The organism is Paraburkholderia sp. BCC1884, assembly GCF_900996225.1.
Lineage (GTDB): Bacteria > Pseudomonadota > Gammaproteobacteria > Burkholderiales > Burkholderiaceae > Paraburkholderia.
Genome location: NZ_CAAJGL010000156.1, coordinates 228,292 through 247,272, shown reverse-complemented (window position 1 = coordinate 247,272; position 18,981 = coordinate 228,292). Strand labels below are relative to the sequence as shown.

23 protein-coding genes are annotated in these 18,981 nt (G+C 59.0%); 20 read left to right on the top strand and 3 right to left on the bottom strand.

All coding sequences use genetic code 11. The features are described from left to right. The first annotated feature begins 4 nt into the window (after positions 1-4). From FQ705_RS33615 to FQ705_RS33525, 18 genes are all read left to right on the top strand, one after another. Complete coding sequence (locus tag FQ705_RS33615) at positions 5-1,072, top strand: phage tail protein (RefSeq protein WP_144149337.1); 1,068 nt, start codon at positions 5-7, stop codon at positions 1,070-1,072. A gap of 9 nt (positions 1,073-1,081) precedes the next feature. Then, positions 1,082-1,765, top strand: a complete 684-nt coding sequence (locus FQ705_RS33610; protein ID WP_144149335.1) for a phage minor tail protein L — start codon at positions 1,082-1,084, stop codon at positions 1,763-1,765. Then, positions 1,766-2,518 (top strand): C40 family peptidase, encoded by a 753-nt coding sequence (locus FQ705_RS33605; RefSeq protein WP_144149333.1) that lies wholly within the window; start codon positions 1,766-1,768, stop codon positions 2,516-2,518. Beyond that, positions 2,515-3,090, top strand: coding sequence for a tail assembly protein (locus FQ705_RS33600; protein WP_144149331.1), 576 nt, complete (start codon positions 2,515-2,517; stop codon positions 3,088-3,090). Before FQ705_RS33605 ends, FQ705_RS33600 begins: the two co-directional genes overlap by 4 nt. 2 nt (positions 3,091-3,092) lie before the next feature. Continuing rightward, entirely contained in the window at positions 3,093-6,485 is a 3,393-nt protein-coding gene (locus FQ705_RS33595; RefSeq protein WP_144149329.1) for a host specificity protein J, read from the top strand. 89 nt (positions 6,486-6,574) lie between these two features. Then, positions 6,575-6,802: a hypothetical protein gene (locus FQ705_RS33590; RefSeq protein WP_144149327.1), complete on the top strand. Its 228-nt coding sequence runs from the start codon at positions 6,575-6,577 to the stop codon at positions 6,800-6,802. Next, positions 6,802-7,542: a hypothetical protein gene (locus FQ705_RS33585; RefSeq protein ID WP_144149325.1), complete on the top strand. Its 741-nt coding sequence runs from the start codon at positions 6,802-6,804 to the stop codon at positions 7,540-7,542. The genes FQ705_RS33590 and FQ705_RS33585 overlap by 1 nt, the downstream gene beginning before the upstream one ends. A 12-nt stretch (positions 7,543-7,554) precedes the next feature. Beyond that, positions 7,555-7,866 (top strand): hypothetical protein, encoded by a 312-nt coding sequence (locus tag FQ705_RS33580; RefSeq protein WP_144149323.1) that lies wholly within the window; start codon positions 7,555-7,557, stop codon positions 7,864-7,866. A 60-nt stretch (positions 7,867-7,926) separates the two neighbouring features. After that, the gene (locus FQ705_RS33575) at positions 7,927-8,790 is read left to right on the top strand and encodes a hypothetical protein (protein WP_144149321.1); all 864 of its coding nucleotides are present in this window, start codon (positions 7,927-7,929) and stop codon (positions 8,788-8,790) included. A gap of 76 nt (positions 8,791-8,866) precedes the next feature. Further along, entirely contained in the window at positions 8,867-9,214 is a 348-nt protein-coding gene (locus tag FQ705_RS33570; protein ID WP_144149319.1) for a hypothetical protein, read from the top strand. Next, on the top strand, positions 9,211-9,477 hold the full coding sequence (locus FQ705_RS33565; protein WP_144149458.1) for a hypothetical protein: 267 nt from the start codon (positions 9,211-9,213) through the stop codon (positions 9,475-9,477). The genes FQ705_RS33570 and FQ705_RS33565 overlap by 4 nt, the downstream gene beginning before the upstream one ends. Further along, positions 9,464-9,931, top strand: a complete 468-nt coding sequence (locus tag FQ705_RS33560; protein WP_144149317.1) for a glycoside hydrolase family protein — start codon at positions 9,464-9,466, stop codon at positions 9,929-9,931. The genes FQ705_RS33565 and FQ705_RS33560 overlap by 14 nt, the downstream gene beginning before the upstream one ends. A 234-nt stretch (positions 9,932-10,165) precedes the next feature. Next, the gene (locus tag FQ705_RS33550) at positions 10,166-10,429 is read left to right on the top strand and encodes a hypothetical protein (protein ID WP_144149315.1); all 264 of its coding nucleotides are present in this window, start codon (positions 10,166-10,168) and stop codon (positions 10,427-10,429) included. A gap of 40 nt (positions 10,430-10,469) precedes the next feature. Next, entirely contained in the window at positions 10,470-11,078 is a 609-nt protein-coding gene (locus tag FQ705_RS33545) for a YfbU family protein (protein ID WP_144149313.1), read from the top strand. Between the two features lie 523 nt (positions 11,079-11,601). After that, on the top strand, positions 11,602-12,279 hold the full coding sequence (locus FQ705_RS33540) for an SOS response-associated peptidase (RefSeq protein WP_144149311.1): 678 nt from the start codon (positions 11,602-11,604) through the stop codon (positions 12,277-12,279). A 1-nt stretch (position 12,280) separates the two neighbouring features. After that, positions 12,281-12,679 (top strand): hypothetical protein, encoded by a 399-nt coding sequence (locus FQ705_RS33535; RefSeq protein WP_144149309.1) that lies wholly within the window; start codon positions 12,281-12,283, stop codon positions 12,677-12,679. Beyond that, positions 12,672-12,914 (top strand): hypothetical protein, encoded by a 243-nt coding sequence (locus FQ705_RS33530; RefSeq protein ID WP_144149307.1) that lies wholly within the window; start codon positions 12,672-12,674, stop codon positions 12,912-12,914. Before FQ705_RS33535 ends, FQ705_RS33530 begins: the two co-directional genes overlap by 8 nt. Before the next feature lie 313 nt (positions 12,915-13,227). After that, the gene (locus FQ705_RS33525) at positions 13,228-15,324 is read left to right on the top strand and encodes a hypothetical protein (protein WP_144149305.1); all 2,097 of its coding nucleotides are present in this window, start codon (positions 13,228-13,230) and stop codon (positions 15,322-15,324) included. 572 nt (positions 15,325-15,896) lie between these two features. On the opposite strand, the gene FQ705_RS34755 is transcribed toward FQ705_RS33525, so the two are convergent. Beyond that, positions 15,897-16,118: a hypothetical protein gene (locus FQ705_RS34755; protein ID WP_260854711.1), complete on the bottom strand. Its 222-nt coding sequence runs from the start codon at positions 16,116-16,118 to the stop codon at positions 15,897-15,899. Positions 16,119-16,127: 9 nt separating this feature from the next. Here FQ705_RS34755 and FQ705_RS34750 point away from each other — a divergent pair, with 9 nt between their 5' ends. Together FQ705_RS34750 and FQ705_RS33515 are read left to right on the top strand one after the other, a co-directional pair. Then, complete coding sequence (locus FQ705_RS34750) at positions 16,128-16,388, top strand: GNAT family N-acetyltransferase (protein ID WP_260854710.1); 261 nt, start codon at positions 16,128-16,130, stop codon at positions 16,386-16,388. Positions 16,389-16,599: 211 nt separating this feature from the next. Next, positions 16,600-16,896 carry a hypothetical protein gene (locus FQ705_RS33515; RefSeq protein WP_260854709.1) on the top strand — a complete coding sequence of 99 codons (297 nt, stop codon included), beginning with the start codon at positions 16,600-16,602 and terminating at the stop codon, positions 16,894-16,896. Positions 16,897-16,981: 85 nt separating this feature from the next. Here FQ705_RS33515 and FQ705_RS34285 read toward each other — a convergent pair whose 3' ends face one another. Both FQ705_RS34285 and FQ705_RS33510 read right to left on the bottom strand, forming a co-directional pair. After that, positions 16,982-17,131: a hypothetical protein gene (locus tag FQ705_RS34285; RefSeq protein WP_186308114.1), complete on the bottom strand. Its 150-nt coding sequence runs from the start codon at positions 17,129-17,131 to the stop codon at positions 16,982-16,984. Between the two features lie 164 nt (positions 17,132-17,295). After that, positions 17,296-18,756, bottom strand: a complete 1,461-nt coding sequence (locus FQ705_RS33510; RefSeq protein ID WP_144149301.1) for an amino acid permease — start codon at positions 18,754-18,756, stop codon at positions 17,296-17,298. Positions 18,757-18,981 lie beyond the last annotated feature (225 nt).

Here is an 18,981-nt window from a genome sequence, read left to right as displayed (position 1 = left end):
CACTATGACCTCACTTCAGAAAGTCGTCCTCGGCACACCTCCCGCTGCGGTCGACGGCGATACCGTGCGCGTGGCAAACACGAAGACGAATGCAAACGTCGACGTGTTGAACGCGCAGGCGACTTTGACGAGCGCGGCGGGCATCACGGCGCCGTCGGCGTTGACCGCCGCGCATATCGGGAAGCGGGTGAATATTGCGTTAGCGGCGGCGGGCGCGGTGAATATGCCGCCAGCCAACTCCGGTTCGGCCGACAGCGTCGTACTTGTGCGGAACATCGGCACGACGGCCGTTTCTCTTCCGGCCGCTGTTGGAGCGGGGGACACCGTTGCGTTGTCGAAGCTAAACCCCGGCGAAGCCGCTTTGATGGACACGGACGGCGTTCACGCGTGGACTGTGGTTACGAGAGGCCGCACCAATTCCGATAATGAAGTGGTCAACGGAACACTGACTACGTGGGGAACAGCCTTTTTGAGCGGTGGCCTTTCGGTAACGGGAGCGGCTGCTTTTGCAGCGCGTCCGACATTCAACGGAAATACACCGCTGGACAGTGGTAACGCGGCGATCACCGGCGCGGTGATGTATTTCGCCATGAGTGCAGCTCCGGCGGGTTTCCTGAAAGCCAATGGGGCGCTCGTGTCCCGTACCACGTACGCCGCTCTATTTGCTGCAATTGGGACATCCTATGGCGCGGGGGATGGGTCAACGTCGTTTGGCCTACCTGATCTGCGCGGCACGTTCGTTCGGTCATGGGACGACTCTAAGGGCGTGGATTCAGGGCGCGCGCTGGGTAGCGCGCAGGCGCAAAACCTGCCACCGCACTCTCACTTGATCCCTATCGGCTGGGACGGTAATAACTTTTGGGGTAACGGTGGCACTCCAGCTTATGGAGATTTAATCGCGCAAAACGGCGGCCCCGCGTCCGGTGGTAGCGTTATCCAAAACATGGCTGGTCTGTGGAACAACCAAGGCACCACGAATATCCGCCAAGCGTACTCACGGACCGATGCGAACAGTATCACTGGCGAATTGCGTCCGGCTAACGTCGCATTGCTCGCCTGTATCAAGTTTTAAAGCAGCCTTATGACGATCACAGGCGACGTACAGCAGCTAGAACCCGGCAACAAGATCGAGTTGTTTGAGGTCGACTGCACGGCGATCGGCGGCGACATGCTGCGCTTTCATGCGCATCTGCAGTCCACATCGATTTTCTGGCAGGGCAACGAGTACAGGCCGTGGCCAATCCAGGCAACAGGCTTTGAACACACGTCCGACGCTCAGCAGCCGTCTCCGACGCTCACGGTCGGCGACATCAACGGCACTGTCACAGCGCTGTGTGTCTATCTAGACGACATGGTCGGTGCAAAAGTGACGCGCCGGCGCACGCTCGCGCAGTATCTCGATGCGGTCAACTTTCCGGACGGCAATCCGACGGCCGACCCGAACGAAAGCATGGCGACCGAGATCTGGTACATCGAGCAGAAGAGCAATGAGCAGCCCGGCATTCAGGTCGAGTTCACGCTTTCTTCGCCGATGGACTTCGGCGGTCAGCAGGTTCCAGCGCGACAGATCGCGGGAGTTTGCGGTTTCAAATACCGCGGCCCGGAATGCGGCTATGTTGGCATCGCGTATTTCGATAAGACGGACCAGCCTGTGGGCGATCCCGCGCTTGATCGGTGCAGCTACAAAATAAGCGGCTGCGAATGCCGCTTTGGCGTCAACAACCCGCTCCCTTGGGGCGGCTTCCTCAGCGACACCCTTTCCTGAATGAACGAGCAGATCAGAACCGCGATCGCGAATCACGCGCTCGCGGAGTACCCGCGCGAGTGCTGCGGGCTAGTCGTGCTTCGCGCGGGCCGTGAACTGTACGTGCCGTGCCGGAACACTGCCACGCGTGCAGGCGACGATTTTGTGATGGCGCCCGAAGACTATGCGCATGCCGAGGAGCTTGGCTCGATCGTCGCGGTGGTGCATTCCCATCCCGGCGCGCCGGCGCGGCCGAGCGGCGCCGATCGCGCGATGTGCGAGCAAAGCGGCGTCGATAAGTGGGTGATCGTGTCTCTTGGCGTGCAGGGAGACGGTGCGATTGCACTGGACGACTGGTTCGAGTTCGGGCCGGCTGGCTACATTGCGCCGCTGATCGGTCGGCAGTTCGTCCACGGCGTGCACGACTGCTATGACCTGATCCGCAGCTATTACCAACTCGAACGCGGCGTCGCGCTGCCGGATTTCGAGCGTCCTGACAACTGGTGGGACGACGGCATTTCGAATCTCTATCTCGATAACTTCGAACAGGCCGGATTTGCCGATATGGGGCAGAGTGCCGCGCTCGAGGTGGGCGACGTTCTGCTGATGCAGATCCGCAGCAAAAACGGAGTGCCGAATCACGCCGGCGTCTATCTGGGCGACAACGTGCTGCTGCATCACATGCATGGGCAGCTTTCCGGCCGCACGGTCTGGGGCGGTATGTGGGCGCATAGCATGCGCACCGTGCTTCGATACAAAAGGGAACAGGCGTGACCGAAAAGGTTCGAACGATCCGGCTATATGGGGTGGCTGGCGCGCGGTTCGGTCGCGTGCATCGCTTCGCGGTTTCCTCGACGGCTGAGGCCATGCGCGCGCTGTGCTCGCAGATCAGCGGATTCGAAAAATTCATGATGGACGCGAAAGACAACGGCCTGAGGTTCGCGGTGTTCATGGGACGCCGAAGTCTCAATGAAGAGCAGCTCGACTACCCGGTCGGCGACGATGAGATCCGCATCGCGCCGGTGCTGGTCGGCAGCAAGGCTGCCGGTCTGTTCCAGACGATTCTTGGCGCGGCTCTGGTCGTCGTCGGCGTCGTCACCAGCGAATTCGGCGGCGGCTCGCTGATCGGGCTCGGCGCGTCGCTCGCGCTGGGCGGTGTCATGCAGATGTTGAGTCCTCAGACTGCGGGTCTTGCTGGCACCGGACCGGATAACGGCACGTCTTATTACTTCAATGGGCCGGTGAACGGCGCCGCGCAGGGCGAGCCGGTGCCGCTCGTCTACGGTCGCATGCGTGTCGGCTCTAAAGTCATCAGCGACGGCATTTACGCCCAAGACCAGGCATAGGCATGCGCATCCAGGGTTCAAAAGGTGGGGGCTCCGGCAGCACGCCGACCGAGTCACCGGATAGCCTGCATTCGATCGCTTATGCGCGCGTGCTTGATCTGGTGTCGGAAGGGCCGATTGAAGGTTTGGTGAACGGCCTGCAATCCGTCTTTCTGGACGACACGCCGATCCAGAATTCGGACGGCTCGGTCAACTTCACGAACTACAGTGTCGACACCCGGCTGGGCACGCAGGATCAGACGTATATGTCTGGGTTTCCAGCCGTCGAGAATGAGGTTGCGGTTAGCGTGCCGCTCACGTCGGATGCGCCTTGGGTGCACCAGGTCGAGAACACGCAACTCACCGCGGTGCGCGTGCGGTTCGGCGTGCCGGCGCTACAGAAGTCGGATTCCACAACGGGCAACGTGACCGGCTATCGCGTCGAGTATGCAATCGACCTCGCGACAGATGGCGGCTCCTACGCGCAAGTCGTGTCCGGTGCGTTCGACGGCAAGACGACGACGCTGTATGAGCGCAGCGTGCGTGTCGAATTGCCGGCGGCTGCCACCGGCTGGTTGGTGCGCGTGCGCCGGATCACGGCAAACGCTCACAGTTCGTTGATCGCCGACACCGTCAATATCGAGGCGATCACGGAAATCATCGACCGGAAGCTCCGCTATCCGATGAGCGCACTGGTTGGCCTCTCGTTCGATGCGCAGTCGTTCAGTTCGGTGCCGACGCGCGCGTACGACATCAACGGTCTGCTGATCCAGGTGCCGACGAATTACGACCCTATCGCCCGAACCTATTCCGGCGTGTGGGACGGTACGTTCAAGCTGGCCTGGTCGAATAGCCCGCCGTGGATTTTCCGTGACCTCGTCCTGAACAAGCGGTACGGTCTCGGTAATCGCGTCGACGACTCGATGGTGGACAAGTGGGGGCTGTACCAGATCGCGCAGTATTGCGACGTGATGGTCTCCGACGGTAAGGGCGGTCAGGAGCCGCGCTTTACGTGCAACGCCGTCATCCAGTCGCAGGCCGACGCGTACAAGGTACTTCAGGATCTTGCCACCACGTTTCGCGGCATCGCCTATTGGGGTCCGGGCGCCATGGTGGCGAGCGCCGACATGCCGTCGGATCCGGTCTACGTCTACACGGCCGCGAACGTCATCGCCGGCAAGTTTCAATATGTCGGTTCGGAGCGCAAGACGCGCTACACCACTGCGCTCATCAGCTGGAACGACCCGGCGAACGGCTATCAACAGGCGGTGGAGTACGTGCCAGATGACGACGGCATCGCCCGCTACGGCATCGTCAAGGCGCAGATCACCGCCTTCGGTGTCACGTCTCAAGGGCAGGCGCACCGCGTTGGTTTGTGGACGCTGCTGACCAGCCGCTACGAGACGAACACGGTGTCGTTTCAGGTGGGGCTAGACGGAACGCTCTGCGCGCCCGGTCAGGTGATCGCGGTCGCAGACCCTGCCAAGGCTGGCCGACGTATAGGCGGCCGGATTCGTGCTGTCAACGTTCGAACCATAACGCTCGACAAGGCACCGGCTGTCGCAGCGGGTGACTCACTCACGGTCATCCTGCCGACCGGCATTGCGGAAAAGCGCACCGTGCAATCGGTCGACGGCGATGCGATCACCGTGTCGGACATTTTTAGCACCCAGCCGGTGCCTAATGCGGTGTGGATGCTCGAGAGCGCAGACCTCGCGTCGCAGTTGTTTCGCGTGATCAGCGTGCAGGAAGGCGACGACAACGGTCAGATCACCTACACCGTCAACGCAACGCAGTATGAACCGGGTAAGTACGCCGCGATCGACAATGGCGCAGCGATTCAGGTGCGGCCGATCACGGTCGTGCCGCCCTCGGTTCAGCCGCCGCCGGCGAACGTCACGCTTTCGACGTACTCGGTCATCGATCAGGGCATCTCGAAAACCGTTATGGTCATTGCGTGGGACGCGGCGGCCAGCGCTGTCTCGTACTTGCCCGAGTGGCGGAAGGACAATGGCGAGTGGGTGACCGTCAACTCGACCGGCGGCTTGCAGGCCGAGGTTTTCGGTATCTATCAGGGCACCTATACCGCTCGCGTGCGCGCGGTCAATCCGATGGGTGTGACGTCCATCCCGGCGTATAGCGTCGACACCGCGCTGACGGGCAAGACCAGCCCGCCGCCTCAAGTCGTTTCGCTGACAACGGAATCGATCGTGTTCGGCATCAACCTGAATTGGTCGTTCCCGGCGGATGGCTCGGCCGGCGACACGCAACGCACCGAGATCTGGTACAGCCGCACGAACGTGCTCGCTGATGCGATCAAGTTCTCCGATTTCGCGTTTCCGCAGGCAGGCACTTCATATCAGGGACTCGCGGCAGGCCAATCGTTCTTTTTCTGGGCGCGTCTGGTCGACACGTCGGGCAACATCGGGCCGTGGTATCCGGCCGGCGCGGGCGTGAACGGCCAGAGCAGCAGCGACGAAACGGAATACGAGGCTTACTTTGCGGGGCACATTACGCAGACGTCGCTCGGTTCCGATCTGCTTGCGACCATCGAACTGATTCCGGACTTACAGCAGGACGTTCAAGAGAACGCCGCGGCCATCTCGAATGAGCAGCAGGCGCGCGTCGACGGCGACACAGCGTTGTCGACGCGTCTTGACCAGGTAAGCGCCCAAGTGCTCATTCCAGAAATGGCGGGCAGCACTGGCGACTACGCCGGCTCAACGCAGGTCTACGCAGGTGTCTGGTCTGAGCAGTCGGCGCGCGCGGAGGCCGATCTCGCGCTGGCGCAGAACCTTGAGACGACCACCGCTCAGATCACCTCGACGAAAACGACCCTGCTCGCGGCAGTGCAAACCGAGACGCAGGCGCGCATTGACGCCGACAGCGCGCAGGCGACGCAGATCACCACGATTCAGGCGCAGGCAAACGCAAACACGGCTGCGGTGCAGACCGTGGCGAGTTCGTACGCGGACTTGAATGGGCGCGTGGCCGCGTCGTACCAGATCAAGACGCAGATCACCGCAAACGGCCGCACCTACATCGCCGGCATTGGCGTTGGTGTCGACAACACCAGTGGTGTCGTGGAGTCGCAGGTTCTTCTGTCCGCGAGCCGCGTCGCAATTCTTGACCCGAACGGCAGCGCCGTTACAGCGCCATTCGTCGTGCAGGGCGGGCAGGTCTTCATCAGCCAAGCGTTGATCGGTGTGGCGTGGATTCAAAACGCCAATATCGGTGACATCATTCAATCGACCGCGCTCGGCGCGAACGGCCAGCCGCTGTGGGTGCTAAATAAAAACTCCGGCCTGACCTTCAATGGCGCGAACGCGGGCAGTGGCTATGCCGTGAGCGACAACAGCGGCGGCCGGGCCTACGACAACAACAACACGCTTCGCGTTCGCTGGGGGTGTTGGTAATGTCTTGTGGCCTTCAATGCTGGGATGAGAACGGGAACCTCATCTTCGATGCTACGTACCGGGTTTTGCGGATTATCGACTCGGTAATCATGGACGGCACCAATAACAGTCGGCAGGACGACCGCCTGAAGCAGGGTGGTTTTGTGTCATTCCAACCAAACAACACGTGCGGCGACGGCTACCTTTCCGGAGGGGTAATAACGCCTCGTTTCACGATCGATCCGTCCACCGGCATTCTTAGCTGGTCGTATGCGCCTAAACACAACACCCAATACGACACTTACCAGCTGGGTACTTTGTTTTACGGAGCAAGCTGATGCCGGTTGGATTTCAGGCATTTACCGATACCGGGCTAGTCCAGATCGACGGCACCACGCAGAACTATGCGTTGCGACAGAAATTTGATGTGACGACAGCGGGCGGCACAATCAACGGAGCTAAGTCTAATGCCGGTGTCATGTACACCTACTCGGCGAATGTGGCTAGTTTCACGATCAACGCAGTAAAGCCACTGATCGCTTTGTATAGCCCGAATGCATACGCGACCATCTTGCAATGCGTCAACAGCAACGGCACGTGGTCCGTAAAAATCTGGACCGATACAGCCGCGATCGTTAGCGTGTATGTATTCGATCAGTCGTCTGCTGCCGCGCCTGCGGGGCCAGGCTACGGGCTTCAAGTGTTTGACCAGAATGGCGTGCTGGTGTTCGATGCGCGCCAGCGTATCGCTCGGGTGATCGACAACCAAGCCGGGAACATCAACAACACATCGCCTGGGTGGGGACAATGGGCGCATGTTGACACGCGTACATCCTCGTGGAACTACCCGACGGTGAGCAAAATCGGCGTCGCGGCGATCGGAACGGCTTTCATCTGCACGGAAGGTGGCGGCCCCAACAGTTGGTACAACATGAGTGGGCTTCAGACCGCGGGCAATACCGTCAATTTCAAGTACGGGTATTACCAGAACGGCAGTCCGGCTCACCCTAACAACGACATCTGTTTTGGATCGCAATTTGATTGGCGATTCATGGCGATTGATCTAAGCAATATTTAACCAGGATTGAACATGCCTCTTCAGAAAGACTATGTGACGCCGTCGACCGGCGCCACCGCCAGCTATCACCGCGCATCGTTGGTCACGCTGGACGACGACGGAAAGAGCACATCGATTCAGATCGCTTCCTATCTGAATGCCGATATGCGCGCAGCTGGTAAAGCTCCGCTTTATACCCAGCAAATTGTCGTTGACGGCTTACCCGCCAACGGGCAGGACGCGTTCGCTTATGCGGAGCAGCAGTTATCTGCCGCCGCTCCCGAGAACGCCGCGCCCACCTATGCGAACCGTTTCGTTTTCGCTGGGGCAGAGATCGTCGCATGATGTCGTAATTCAATGTAATATTTGTCAGACAAAAGCAAGGCATTTTCCTCGGGGGCGGCGATGTTCAAGTTGTGTTCGGCAGTGGGATTGGTGGCGTTCAGTCTTGTGGCGTGCGGCGGCGGTGGAGACGGCGGTATTTCATCTCAGCCAGCTGCCAAGGCGTACACGATTTCTATGTACGGAAAACCGCTGGTGTCGTTGACGGCAGCTACTGCGCATGCGCAATTGGCTGCGGTCGCGAAGGCTGCATCCGATGCCGATGGGTCCTCAGACGTTCAGACGACGGTACAAACCCTTCAGGACGCGCTGGCCGCGCGCGGTGTCACTGCCGACGTGACACCGAAAGTCATGGACGGTACATCGCTTCACGCGTTGATAATGGGCGAAGACAACGGTCTTCCCCCGACGCAGGACCAGTTCAAGACGGACCTCAGCGGCGCAGTGATAGCAAATTTCCAGCTCGATGACATGGTTACGCCTTGGACGGACCCTGACCAGCGCGCGGCTGCAACTCAGTTCGAGCAGGATCTGGAGGTGTTCATCCAGCGGATGCACGTTGCTGGCAAACAGGTATGGATTGTTCTTCCGATCGAGACCTGCGACTATCCGGCCGGCTCGAATTTTAATGATCAGTACACCGCTCGAGATGCTCTCCAAGGGTCGATTTTGCAAGCGGTTGCCGCGACGACGGGCCAGTTGGCCGGCGGCATCTCCTACGCGTATGTCACTACGCAGGATCCAGTGACCGGGGCGTACACGACAGTCAACACTGTCACGCAGGGTCATCTGGGCGCCGATTGCCGCACCCCCGACGCCTATTTGCAAAATCTGCAAATCCAGTCCGTCGCCGATACGATAGCCGCTCTCTACAAGGAGACAGCGGATAACGCCGGCGCCGCGAGTGGCGCGTCAGCGGGGACGTAGCACCAAATTAAAGAGAGAACGAAAGCCAGCCTTCGAGCTGGCTTTTTTTATTGGCCGCCTTCGGGTGGCTTTTTTTATGGCCGCGCCGTTTTCAAAGGGGGAGCGCGTGAATCAAGAACGGCAAGCGGGGGCAATGCCGCTAGACGAAGTGCGGCAATGGTCGTTCGACAAGTCGGTGAACATCCCGACGCTTTTGACACTGGTCGCGCTGTTAGCCGGATGTCTCGGTTCGGGCTTTGGCCTGTATCTGAGCTTCGATCGACGAATCAGCAGCCTCGAGGATCGGACCAACCACATCGAGAAAGACCAGAGCGAGCAGAAGTCCGACAACAAGGAGCAGCTCAAGGCGATCAACGAGAAGCTGGACCGGCTTCTCTACGATCGCGCGGGCGTGCGTCCGGAAACCCGGGGATGGACGAAATGACATTGAAGATCACGCTGGCCGACGGCTGGCAGAAATTGCACACGCGCGGCACCGTTATTTTCTCGACGGCCGTAGGCGTTGTTGCGCCGCTCGGCGCCGTGCTGCGCGAGACGTGGAACGGTATGCCTGACGACCTGAAACAGTACCTGCCGCACAGCGTGCAGCAGGCGATCAGCTACACGATCCTGTGCGCGACGTTCCTGGCGTTGCGTTATACGACGGTGCGCCGCGTACCGCGCGAGGGTGGTGATGGAGGCCAATAACGAGCTTCAACTCGTTTGCGAACTACGGCGCGACGAGGGCGTGCGCTACATCGTGTACCTCGACACAAAGGGCATTCCGACGACTGGTGTTGGCCACAACCTGCGCGCGTCGCCGCTGCCGGCCGCATGGGCCTATCCGCTATCCGACGAGCAGGTCGATCAACTGCTCGAGTGGGATCTCGAATCGGTCTATGCGGATCTCGATCGCAATCTGGCTTGGTGGCGCGACTTCAACTACGCGCGCCAGCGCGTGATCTGCAACATGTGCTTCAACCTCGGCATCACGAAGCTGCTCGGTTTCGTCAACACGCTCGCCGCGATGCGGCAAGGACGGTACGCCGACGCCGCGCAGGGGATGCTTAACTCGGCGTGGGCGTCTCAGGTAGGGATCGGCACCGCCGCGCAACCGGGCCGCGCGCTGCGGCTCGCCAACATGATGAGGGACGGGAAATGATCGCACTGCTTCTCCAGTTTGGTCCGTGGATTCTCGCGGCACTCGCCGGCGCCGGCGCGCTGCTGACACATTGGAATTCGAAGGCGAAGGTGGCCACGGCCGACCAGAAAGTTGCCGAAGCCCAAACGACTGCCGCTCAGGCGCAAACCCAAACCGCCGAGGTGCGCGACGCCGAGGCCCAAGCGAACGCGGCAGCTGCCCAACAGGGCGCGGCCGCACAAAAGGAGAGAACCGATGTTGAAAGCGACGTTGCTGCTTTGCCTGCTGGGTCCGCTGCTGACCAGTTGCGCAATGAATGGAGCCGACCAGGAGAAGCCGCTGGCCGCGGAACCGTTGGTTCAGGTCAAGACCCGGTTCGTTGATACTGCGTGCGACTGGACGAAGCCGATCTATGTGAGTAACGGCGACGTGCTCACCGACGAGACCGCGAGGGCAATCCTCGCTCACAACCTCGCCGGCGCGAAACAGTGCGGCTGGAAGCCGACGGCGGGAAAGTAATGGCTCAAGCAGTGGACGCGCTTGTCCTTGGCCGGGGCGCATGCGTATCGATTCGTGTGAAGATTTCTATAAACTGGACATCCCACACCTGCGAGGATTGAAAATGAAAGTGTCTCCGGCCGAGAAAATGATTTTGATGATGTTGTGCGACGTCTACGAGAAGCTCGGCATTGAGGGCGAGATCGACCACGATTTTGTGAGGTCTGCGCTAAATAGTGATCAATTGTGGGCATTCGAGTGGAATTATAATTTTTTGAACGACATAAACCTGCCACATGAAAACCCGGCCGTGGTCAAAGAAGTAGTCGACATATTGGACATGTGGAGCTTTCTCGAGTCTGCGTTCAAACAATTGGGCGAAGACGAAAAGCAGCGTGTGATCACCGAGGGCGGTGTGTTCGGCGACACTATCGAATTCGCAGGGTTCGACGCCAACAATGAAGACCATTACTCGGTCGCGGTGTTCATGATCAAGGACCTACGACGATTTCAGCACTTCGGAGGTCGGGAGCTCAACTCTCACAGCGAATCAGTCCAAGGTTATAAGCGCATGCTGGAAGTCTTTCTTCCGATGCGACCAGGTATACATATGGGAAAAATGACTGCGGATCAGGTTATTGCGGTTATGAAGGCTCGTCGCTTCGCATAACTCCGACCGGCCGAGGTTTTTACATCTCGGCCATCGATTGCTAGCGGCGTTTCTGGTGCGCTCGAGCGACTCGGAAGGCCGCGCGATCGGCCGGATCGTCGGGATCATAGTCAAATCCTTCCGCACCTCCTGTTAGCGGTGCCGCGGCGCGCCCGACAACACCTTTTCCTCCGATTGGTCCGATGCGGAACATTTCCGCGGCTGCAAGCGCGCAAGCTTTGCGCAATGGCGCGTCTTCCCCGGTCAGTCGCCCGAACTCTGCGCGTCGCGCGGCGCGTGCCGTTTGCTCAAGCATTTTGTTTAGGCAGGCGAGCGTCTCCCGGCCGTGCTGAACCTCAAGGATCAACCGCCAGACAACTTCATTTTCCTTGTGCAGTCGATACCACTCGCGTAGTTCGGCGAGTGTCGGAGGGGGGAAAGGCGGAAGTGTCACCGCATGCTCCGAATACTGTATGGATGTACAGTATAGCCAAGACGGGCCGCAGCTTGGCGCTATCATGGCTGCTCCCACACTGGAGACGCCATGTGCACAAACTACCGGCCGCCCGAGACGGATCTGTTCGAGGCGTTCACCGATTTCCCGCGACCGAATTTCGAATATCGCGGCGAGACGTACAAGGACTATGTGGCGCCGATCCTGCGGTTGACCGACGGCGAGCGCAGTACCGATCCGGCGACGTTCGCAATGGTGCCGCGCAAGCGGATCCCGCCCGGCGTCAAAGTGTTCGACACAATGAATGCGCGCGCCGAGTCGGTGGGCGAGAAGCGCAGCTACAGTGGCGCATGGAAGAAGCTCCAGCTCTGCCTGATTCCGTGCGCGTCCTTCTACGAGCCGAACTACGAAACCGGCAAGCCGGTTCGCTGGCGGATCGGGGTGGATGGCGGCCGGCCGTTCGCGATCGCTGGTCTCTGGCGCGCTTGGGAGGATGCCGAGGGCGTCTTGCTGTCGTTCACCATGCTGACGGTCAATGCTAATGAACATCCGCTGATGAAGCGATTCCACCGGCCCGGTGATGAAAAACGGTCCGTGGTGATCCTGCGACCGGAGGAGTATGGCGACTGGCTCGGCGCGCGAAGCACCGACGAAGCCCGCTCCTTCCTAAACCTGTACCCGGCGGACGAGATGGTCGCCGTCGCGGCGCCAAAGCCGCCCCGCGCGCCGCAGAACGACGGCGGAGCGGATCTGTTTGCCGGAGCGTGAGATGCTTGATTCAGTGGCCCTTGATAGCGACGCGCGCGCCGAGCTTCTGTGCTATCTCGTCGTCGCTCAGCTCGTTGCGCATGCTCGCACGGGCGAGTGGCTGCGTACGGACCATTTAGTCGAATCGGCTCGAATTTGGACCGGCGCCAACGGTGCCGATGGCGCGTGGGCGGCACGCGCGGAACTGGGTCAGATTTCGGCGTCGATCGCGCCGACGTTTCAGAACGTCTCGGCGCTCTGTGACTGCGATTCCCTCGCCAAGCTGTTCACCGACGGGTGGCGTCTCGACTACCGTTCTGCACTTGTCCGATGGCTGCATGATGTCTGCGATGCGCATCTGCAAGGCGAAGCTGTTGATAGGCCATTTAATCCGAACATAGAAGGAGGCGGTGATGGATGAGAGCGCTTCGACGAGTGTGATTCCTGGCGGCGAATCGGCAGGCCAGTTCGATGCGGCATGCCAGCAGGTCCGTCTTATGACGGAGGCACAATGCGCGGTTGTGATTGTGATTGGCGGGGTCGCAGGCTCAGGCTATTCAGTGACCGGATCGTTAGAGTCGCAAATGCTTCTGCCCGACGTGCTGGAAAAAATAGCACATACTCTACGCGGGCAGCTCGCGAAGAAATTGCAGTGAGGGTTTGCATGTTGTGCTAGCTCGAGAGGGCTGCGTGCGGCCATCTACGGTCATTATGCGAAAGCTCGCTGTAGACGTTCGGACGACCGTTCCCCTCAAATAGCGGTCATCCCAGAGTGAGTGCACAGCTCACCTCTTCGGCCGAATCAATCAAATTTTCTGATCGTGACAGGATGACTGCTATATATTACGCCGCTGGAGAGCCAATTGGTTGAGTAGCTGGTTGAATATGCCCTGCTATAGCCAGTGTGCGATGCGCGTTTTAATTCACGGCATTGCTCTTCATCAAACATTTCGCCTTAAGGAGACCCGGATGCAGGACCTGGACGATCAGGTGCAAAAGCTAAGAGCGATTTATCTGGATTCCGCCACAGCTGTGCCGATGAAAGATGAAGCTGCTGCGAATAAGGCTTTGGAAGCCTACCAGAGCCTACAACACGCAACGGACCGACTCTTCGATTTATTGATCGTCTTGGAGAATACTGGCCAAACGGTTGGCACCGTGCGCTCTCTAGCCAATCATTTCTTTTTGGCCAATGTGCTAGATAACGTGAGCGAACCGATCGCCGAGGCGCTCAACAACATTGCGGCTTGCGTGCCCGGAATTGCTAAGCCCGACGGAACGAGGATTCCATTTGGGCCCGTTCAACCAGGCGCATCTCCTTCCCCGCAAGTCACTGCCTTCGTGAAAGCACTCGACCATGAGTCGGCTTGGCTCGAAGCCATGCTCATAGGCCGCGCCTTCACGGTCCTCAAGCGATTTCCTTTTTCGAACGCTCGCACGAACGCGGTTGCGGGCGCAGCGACTCGGATCAAACGGTTCGGCTACGCCTTTTCAATCCGCTCAGGCCGATACCAGATCAGCCCTGAGGGTATCGAAAATATCGTCGGCCAAATTTGGAAATGCCTCCAGCGCGTAGGCTCTTTCAACGCGCTCTCGAATATCATGCGGGTGGCCCTGGAGACCCAAGACTACGCCTACGAGCAAATTCTATTCGGCAGGAAATATGCCGGCGGCCTTGGCTATCGCTCCCCGGGATTGCCAATCGGTCTGCTCTATAACATTGCCGTCAAGCTGCCGGCCCTGGGATCCAACGAACGCAATGCCAGGTCGTTCTGGGACAAGGCCGTCTGCCTAGCGCGCGATCTCGTGGCGATGCTCGATCTCGAACCCTACTCACATTTTGCTTTTTTAGGATTGAATGCCGAATCCTTGGAGGATGGACTGCGAGAGGTCGCTCACTACGACCACTGCTTCTCTCTTCGTCAGTGGCACCTCAGTTTCACGCCTCAGTTTCTCACCATTTTTTTCGGTGAAAGCTTCGATGCCGATATGAAGCAGCGGCTCGGCTGGAACGTTGCGAATGCGATACAGCTGGCCCAGGTTCTTAAAGCGCATGCCGCACCTGGCACTCAGGTCGTACCGATCTCCAAGTTGGTTGAAAGCGGCTTCGACCCGGGGATCCTTAAATCCATGTTGCCGTTCTTTGCGCATAAAGAGGGAGAGGCCAACAAGCACTATCGCTCCCCCTTCGGGGCCGCGGGTCCTGACGTAATTTTCAAGCCGCTCATTCTGCTCAAGGGAAACAGCGTCGTTTTGCCGGCGGCCTCGGTACTGGGGCCGGCCCTGTTCGAAGCCACATTCGCGGCCTGGAGAACCAACAAGACCGATCAGGAAATCGCGCGTCTGAGAGGCGATGCGGCAGAGAGGCTAACGAAATACATATTCGCCAAGCACGACTTTCAACCGAGCTTCGAGAGCGCGATCTATGATCTGGGTGAACAAGGTGCCGGCGAGTGCGATCTCGTTTTCGAGGATGAGGAAAATATCATCCTTGTCGAGTGCAAAGCGAAGGCGCTAACGCGGGGCGCCATGACTGGCATGCAGGGCGATGCGCTACTTGATTTTGCGGGTGGCTTGTTTGCTTCTCAAGCTCAGGCTCTCAGGCATGAGCGTATTTTGCGGAGTGTGGGCGCGATACATTTCCGCGACGGGACGAGTCTCGAGTTTCGAGACCGGCACATCACGCGCCTCACCGTGACCCTGTTGGACCACGGCGCGCTCCAGGATCGGTGGATGCTTAGGAACGTCTATAACGCTTTGTTGTCGGCCCAATTCACCTGCGATCCTGGGTATACGAAAAAAAAGCAAGTGCAGGAATTCAACACGCATCTACGCTTGTTTCAGAAAGAGACACGCCTGCTTGAGGCGGCAGGCCAACACATCAACGCCCATCCGCTCAATGCCGGCTCCGCGAGCGTGGCCCAACTCGACATTCTATTGGAGAGCGTGCAATCGCTGACCGAAGTGAGGAAGACGCTATCCATCCCCATGACGTACTCGACCTTAAATGTACTCCTTGAACACTTTCATCAGCAGAAGATGCGCAGCGCCGGTCAGCCTTCTTAGCGTCAGCATTGGCCGAGGCCGGGAACGAAGCTGAGTCTGTTCGGAAGACTGTTCAAAGCGGCCTTTGTTGCCCAAGTTCTTGCGGACCGGTTTGGCCGATCCTCTGCCGTTCGCCGCGGATTTTCCTGTGGCTGTTCGAGTTTGAAAGCGGTCGTTGAGATGGTTTTGGTTCGAAGGGCAGTTCAGGGTCGTGAGACGACGGTCGCCTTCACATGACGGCCATTTATCTGTTGACGCCGCGCGGGTGATTGCCAGCATTTCAGTAAGTCATGCTCGACGGAATAGGGTGTGGGTTTTTCTGCCGTAAACTCGCAAACCACTGTTCGTATATACAGTATACGACCGGCCTCAAACCCTTATGCTACTGTAGGCTTCATACCCAAAGCCTGTGTTTACGAACAGTACCTAAGGGCTTCAAACCCAGTTGAGGACGTCAGTCGTTCTCAGGTCGGTTCGACTCCGGCTGCCTTCCGCCATAAGTTTTGCTGGAAATTGGCGATTAAGGTCGTCACGATTTCTATTCCGCAAACAAAGAGCGCATCCAGTACCTGGCCTCGCACAAAAGTCACCCTTCACAACCGGCCTTCAATCGAGAATTGGAGAAACGCACAATGCATCGCGATCCCCGGCGTGCCACGCTTGCCGACCGTCACGCGATCGAACAGATCGTCCGGGATGCCTACTCGCCTTACATTCAACGTATCGGACGGCAACCAGGGCCGATGTCGGATGACTATGAAGCTTTGATTGCGGAGGGCCGGGTATAGGTTGTCGAGTTGGGAAGCGTCATACACGGACTTCTCGTGCTCATCCCAGAACAGGATGCGATGTTATTGGCTAACGTGGCCGTAGCACCTGCGGCCAGGGGAACAGGGATGGGCCGCAGCCTGCTCGAATACGCTGAGCGCGCAGCCAGTGCGGCAGGCTATGGCGTCCTCAGGCTCTACACACACGAGACCATGACGGAAAATATCGCGCTCTATTCTCGCATCGGCTACACCGAGACGCACCGCGCCGAGGAAAACGGCCTGAAGCGGGTATTCATGGTTAAACACTTGACCTGATATTCGACAACGTCTACCGACAAATAGTCGCAGCAAGCAAGCGCGCTGATCCAATTGGAGCGTTTCGTTAATGTGCGCGTCCAGAGCGAACGTCCGGTTGTCAGTGTGGCGAAAGAATGAGCCACGGGAACAGGCGCAAAACCGACGCACGCGCCGCCGCGCGTCGGGTCCGATGCTTGCGTCGTCGTTTCCAGATACCGGAGACGTGAGCATGAAATTGACTTTTGACCAGTTCAATACGAAGTTATCAACGTTGCTTCGAGACCTTATGCCCTGCACCACAGCGGATTTGACCGATACCGCGATAGCGTACTGGGATGGGCGCCGGGTCGTTTACTGCTATCTGGATGACGATAGCGGTCTGATTGACGAAGAGTTCGATCTCGGCGGTCGTTCCTGGGACGAATGGCGCGAGTACCTGACGCAGTGGATCGAGGCGCCCAAATTCAGCATGAGGCCCGAAGTGCAGGACTGGCTGAATGATGCGCCGCCGGACGCGGCGGGATGATCGAAATGCGCCCGAGGTACGCGAATCGCAGCGCCCGCGGCAGATCCTTTTCCACGCACGACCGGGTGAGCGAATCCAGACACCGCTAATTCCTCTCGCGTTCGTCCGCGATACCGCGTCTCATGAATGCATCAATGCCATCCGTGCGCGATGAGGCAAACGCCCGCATCACCACCACAGCAATGACACTCAAAACAACCACCACCGCAGGAATCTCAAACAAGGTCATATTCACGAGCCACTCCTCATAGTGCGAGTGTCGCCACGGCGAAACAATGCCGCGCCATGGCTCCACTCCCTATCCTCAGGATAGAGAGTCGGACCTGACGCGACAAACGAGCATTTTTCGACAGTATGTGAGAAATATTGCAATAACGGCAATCCGGGGCCGAGCGCGTGTTAATGCCGCTCGGGATGGCGCAGCCTCGAATGGTTTCGGCCGTACGAGAGGTAGATGACCATGCCGATCACTAGCCAAACGACGAGCCGCACCCACGTGATGAGCGGCAGTCCTGCCATCAGCAACAGGCAAAACAGGATTCCCAGAACCGGCACGATCGGCACCCCAGGAACGCGGAAGGGGCGGGAAGCGTCGGAGTCGCTACGCCGTAGATAGATCACGGCGCCGCACACGAGGATGAACGCGAACAGCGTGCCGATGCTGACCATCTCGCCGAGTACGCTGATCGGGGTAAGAGCTGCCACGATTGCCACGATCGTGCCGATCAGCATCTGACTCAAGTGGGGTGTCTGCAGACGCGGATGAACCCGCGCGAAAAGACCCGGTAGCAGGCCGTCTTGCGACATCGTGAAGAAGATGCGGCTCTGCCCGTAGAGCAGCACGAGAATCACCGTGGTCAGTCCTGTCAACGCACCGATCTTGATCAGGATGGAAAACCAGTTGAGTCCGATCGCATCGACGCCCTTTGCGATCGGATCAGGGACATTCAACTCGGCATAAGGGACGAGGCCGGTAAGGACGCCTGCAACCAGGATGTACAGCACCGTGCAGATGACCAGCGACCCCAGAATGCCGATCGGCATGTCCCGCTGTGGTTTTTTCGCTTCCTGCGCGGCGGTGGAGACAGCGTCGAAGCCGATGAACGCGAAGAACACGACAGCCGAACCACGCAGAATCCCGCTCCAGCCGAAGTTGCCGAATTCGCCGGTATTCGCGGGAATAAACGGATGCCAGTTCGCCGGTTTGATGAAAAACACGCCGAGCGCGATGAAGGCCACCACGACCACCAGCTTGACTGCCACCATGATGTTGTTGAGCCGCGCGGATTCTTTCGTACCGAGCACGAGCAAGATGGTGAGGATCGCCACGATCAGTATCGCCGGCAGATTGACGATGCCGGTGGCCGTTGTACCGTCCGCGAGCTTGATGACCGTGCCGGGCGCGGCGGACAGGGCGGCCGGGATGTCGATTCCTACGTTACGTAGCAGGCTCACGATATAACCGGACCAGCCGACCGCAACGGTCGCCGCGCCCATCGCGTATTCGAGGATCAGGTCCCAGCCGATGATCCACGCGAAGATCTCGCCGAGTGTGGCATACGTGTAGGTGTAACTGCTGCCGCATACGGGGAGCATGGCCGCCAGTTCCGAGTAGCAGAGGCCGACGAAGGCGCACGCAATCCCGCCGAGCACGAAGGACAGAATGATACTGGGACCGGCGAATTGCGCTGCGGCCGTGCCGGTCAGGACAAAGATGCCTGCGCCGATGATGGCCCCGATGCCCATTGCCGTGATGCTGGTGGCGCCAAGCGTTTTCGATAATGAGTGGCCTCCCTCCGCATCGGCGCTGCCCACAATATCGGCGACGGATTTCCGTGCCATGTAGCTCGTATCAGCCATGATGAGTCGTCCCGTTCAAATGGTGTTTGGCACGAACCGACTCGGCTTGCTTCGGCTCGCGGAGCACGACAAAAGCATGTATTACCGAAGACTTGCAGGGTGGAGCCTGGAGGAAACCTGAATTCAGTGTAGTCCGAATAAAAAGCAAAGTGAACTTCGGAGGCCACTCTCCGGGAAACTCACCCTTTGCGAACTGGAGAAGATCGATGTTGCTACGCTGCAACA

Bases quoted from the DNA above. Each gene is read 5' to 3' on its own strand.
- FQ705_RS33615 (WP_144149337.1), top strand. From the start codon at position 5: ATGACCTCACTTCAGAAAGTCGTCCTCGGCACACCTCCCGCTGCGGTC.
- FQ705_RS33610 (WP_144149335.1), top strand. From the start codon at position 1,082: ATGACGATCACAGGCGACGTACAGCAGCTAGAACCCGGCAACAAGATC.
- FQ705_RS33590 (WP_144149327.1), top strand. From the start codon at position 6,575: ATGGACGGCACCAATAACAGTCGGCAGGACGACCGCCTGAAGCAGGGT.
- FQ705_RS33525 (WP_144149305.1), top strand. From the start codon at position 13,228: ATGCAGGACCTGGACGATCAGGTGCAAAAGCTAAGAGCGATTTATCTG.
- FQ705_RS33595 (WP_144149329.1), top strand. From the start codon at position 3,093: ATGCGCATCCAGGGTTCAAAAGGTGGGGGCTCCGGCAGCACGCCGACC.
- FQ705_RS33545 (WP_144149313.1), top strand. From the start codon at position 10,470: ATGCGTATCGATTCGTGTGAAGATTTCTATAAACTGGACATCCCACAC.
- FQ705_RS33540 (WP_144149311.1), top strand. From the start codon at position 11,602: ATGTGCACAAACTACCGGCCGCCCGAGACGGATCTGTTCGAGGCGTTC.
- FQ705_RS33585 (WP_144149325.1), top strand. From the start codon at position 6,802: ATGCCGGTTGGATTTCAGGCATTTACCGATACCGGGCTAGTCCAGATC.
- FQ705_RS33565 (WP_144149458.1), top strand. From the start codon at position 9,211: ATGACATTGAAGATCACGCTGGCCGACGGCTGGCAGAAATTGCACACG.
- FQ705_RS33535 (WP_144149309.1), top strand. From the start codon at position 12,281: ATGCTTGATTCAGTGGCCCTTGATAGCGACGCGCGCGCCGAGCTTCTG.
- FQ705_RS33515 (WP_260854709.1), top strand. From the start codon at position 16,600: ATGAAATTGACTTTTGACCAGTTCAATACGAAGTTATCAACGTTGCTT.
- FQ705_RS33605 (WP_144149333.1), top strand. From the start codon at position 1,766: ATGAACGAGCAGATCAGAACCGCGATCGCGAATCACGCGCTCGCGGAG.
- FQ705_RS33570 (WP_144149319.1), top strand. From the start codon at position 8,867: ATGGCCGCGCCGTTTTCAAAGGGGGAGCGCGTGAATCAAGAACGGCAA.
- FQ705_RS33510 (WP_144149301.1), bottom strand. From the start codon at position 18,756: ATGGCTGATACGAGCTACATGGCACGGAAATCCGTCGCCGATATTGTG.
- FQ705_RS33530 (WP_144149307.1), top strand. From the start codon at position 12,672: ATGGATGAGAGCGCTTCGACGAGTGTGATTCCTGGCGGCGAATCGGCA.
- FQ705_RS33560 (WP_144149317.1), top strand. From the start codon at position 9,464: ATGGAGGCCAATAACGAGCTTCAACTCGTTTGCGAACTACGGCGCGAC.
- FQ705_RS33550 (WP_144149315.1), top strand. From the start codon at position 10,166: ATGTTGAAAGCGACGTTGCTGCTTTGCCTGCTGGGTCCGCTGCTGACC.
- FQ705_RS33575 (WP_144149321.1), top strand. From the start codon at position 7,927: ATGTTCAAGTTGTGTTCGGCAGTGGGATTGGTGGCGTTCAGTCTTGTG.
- FQ705_RS33580 (WP_144149323.1), top strand. From the start codon at position 7,555: ATGCCTCTTCAGAAAGACTATGTGACGCCGTCGACCGGCGCCACCGCC.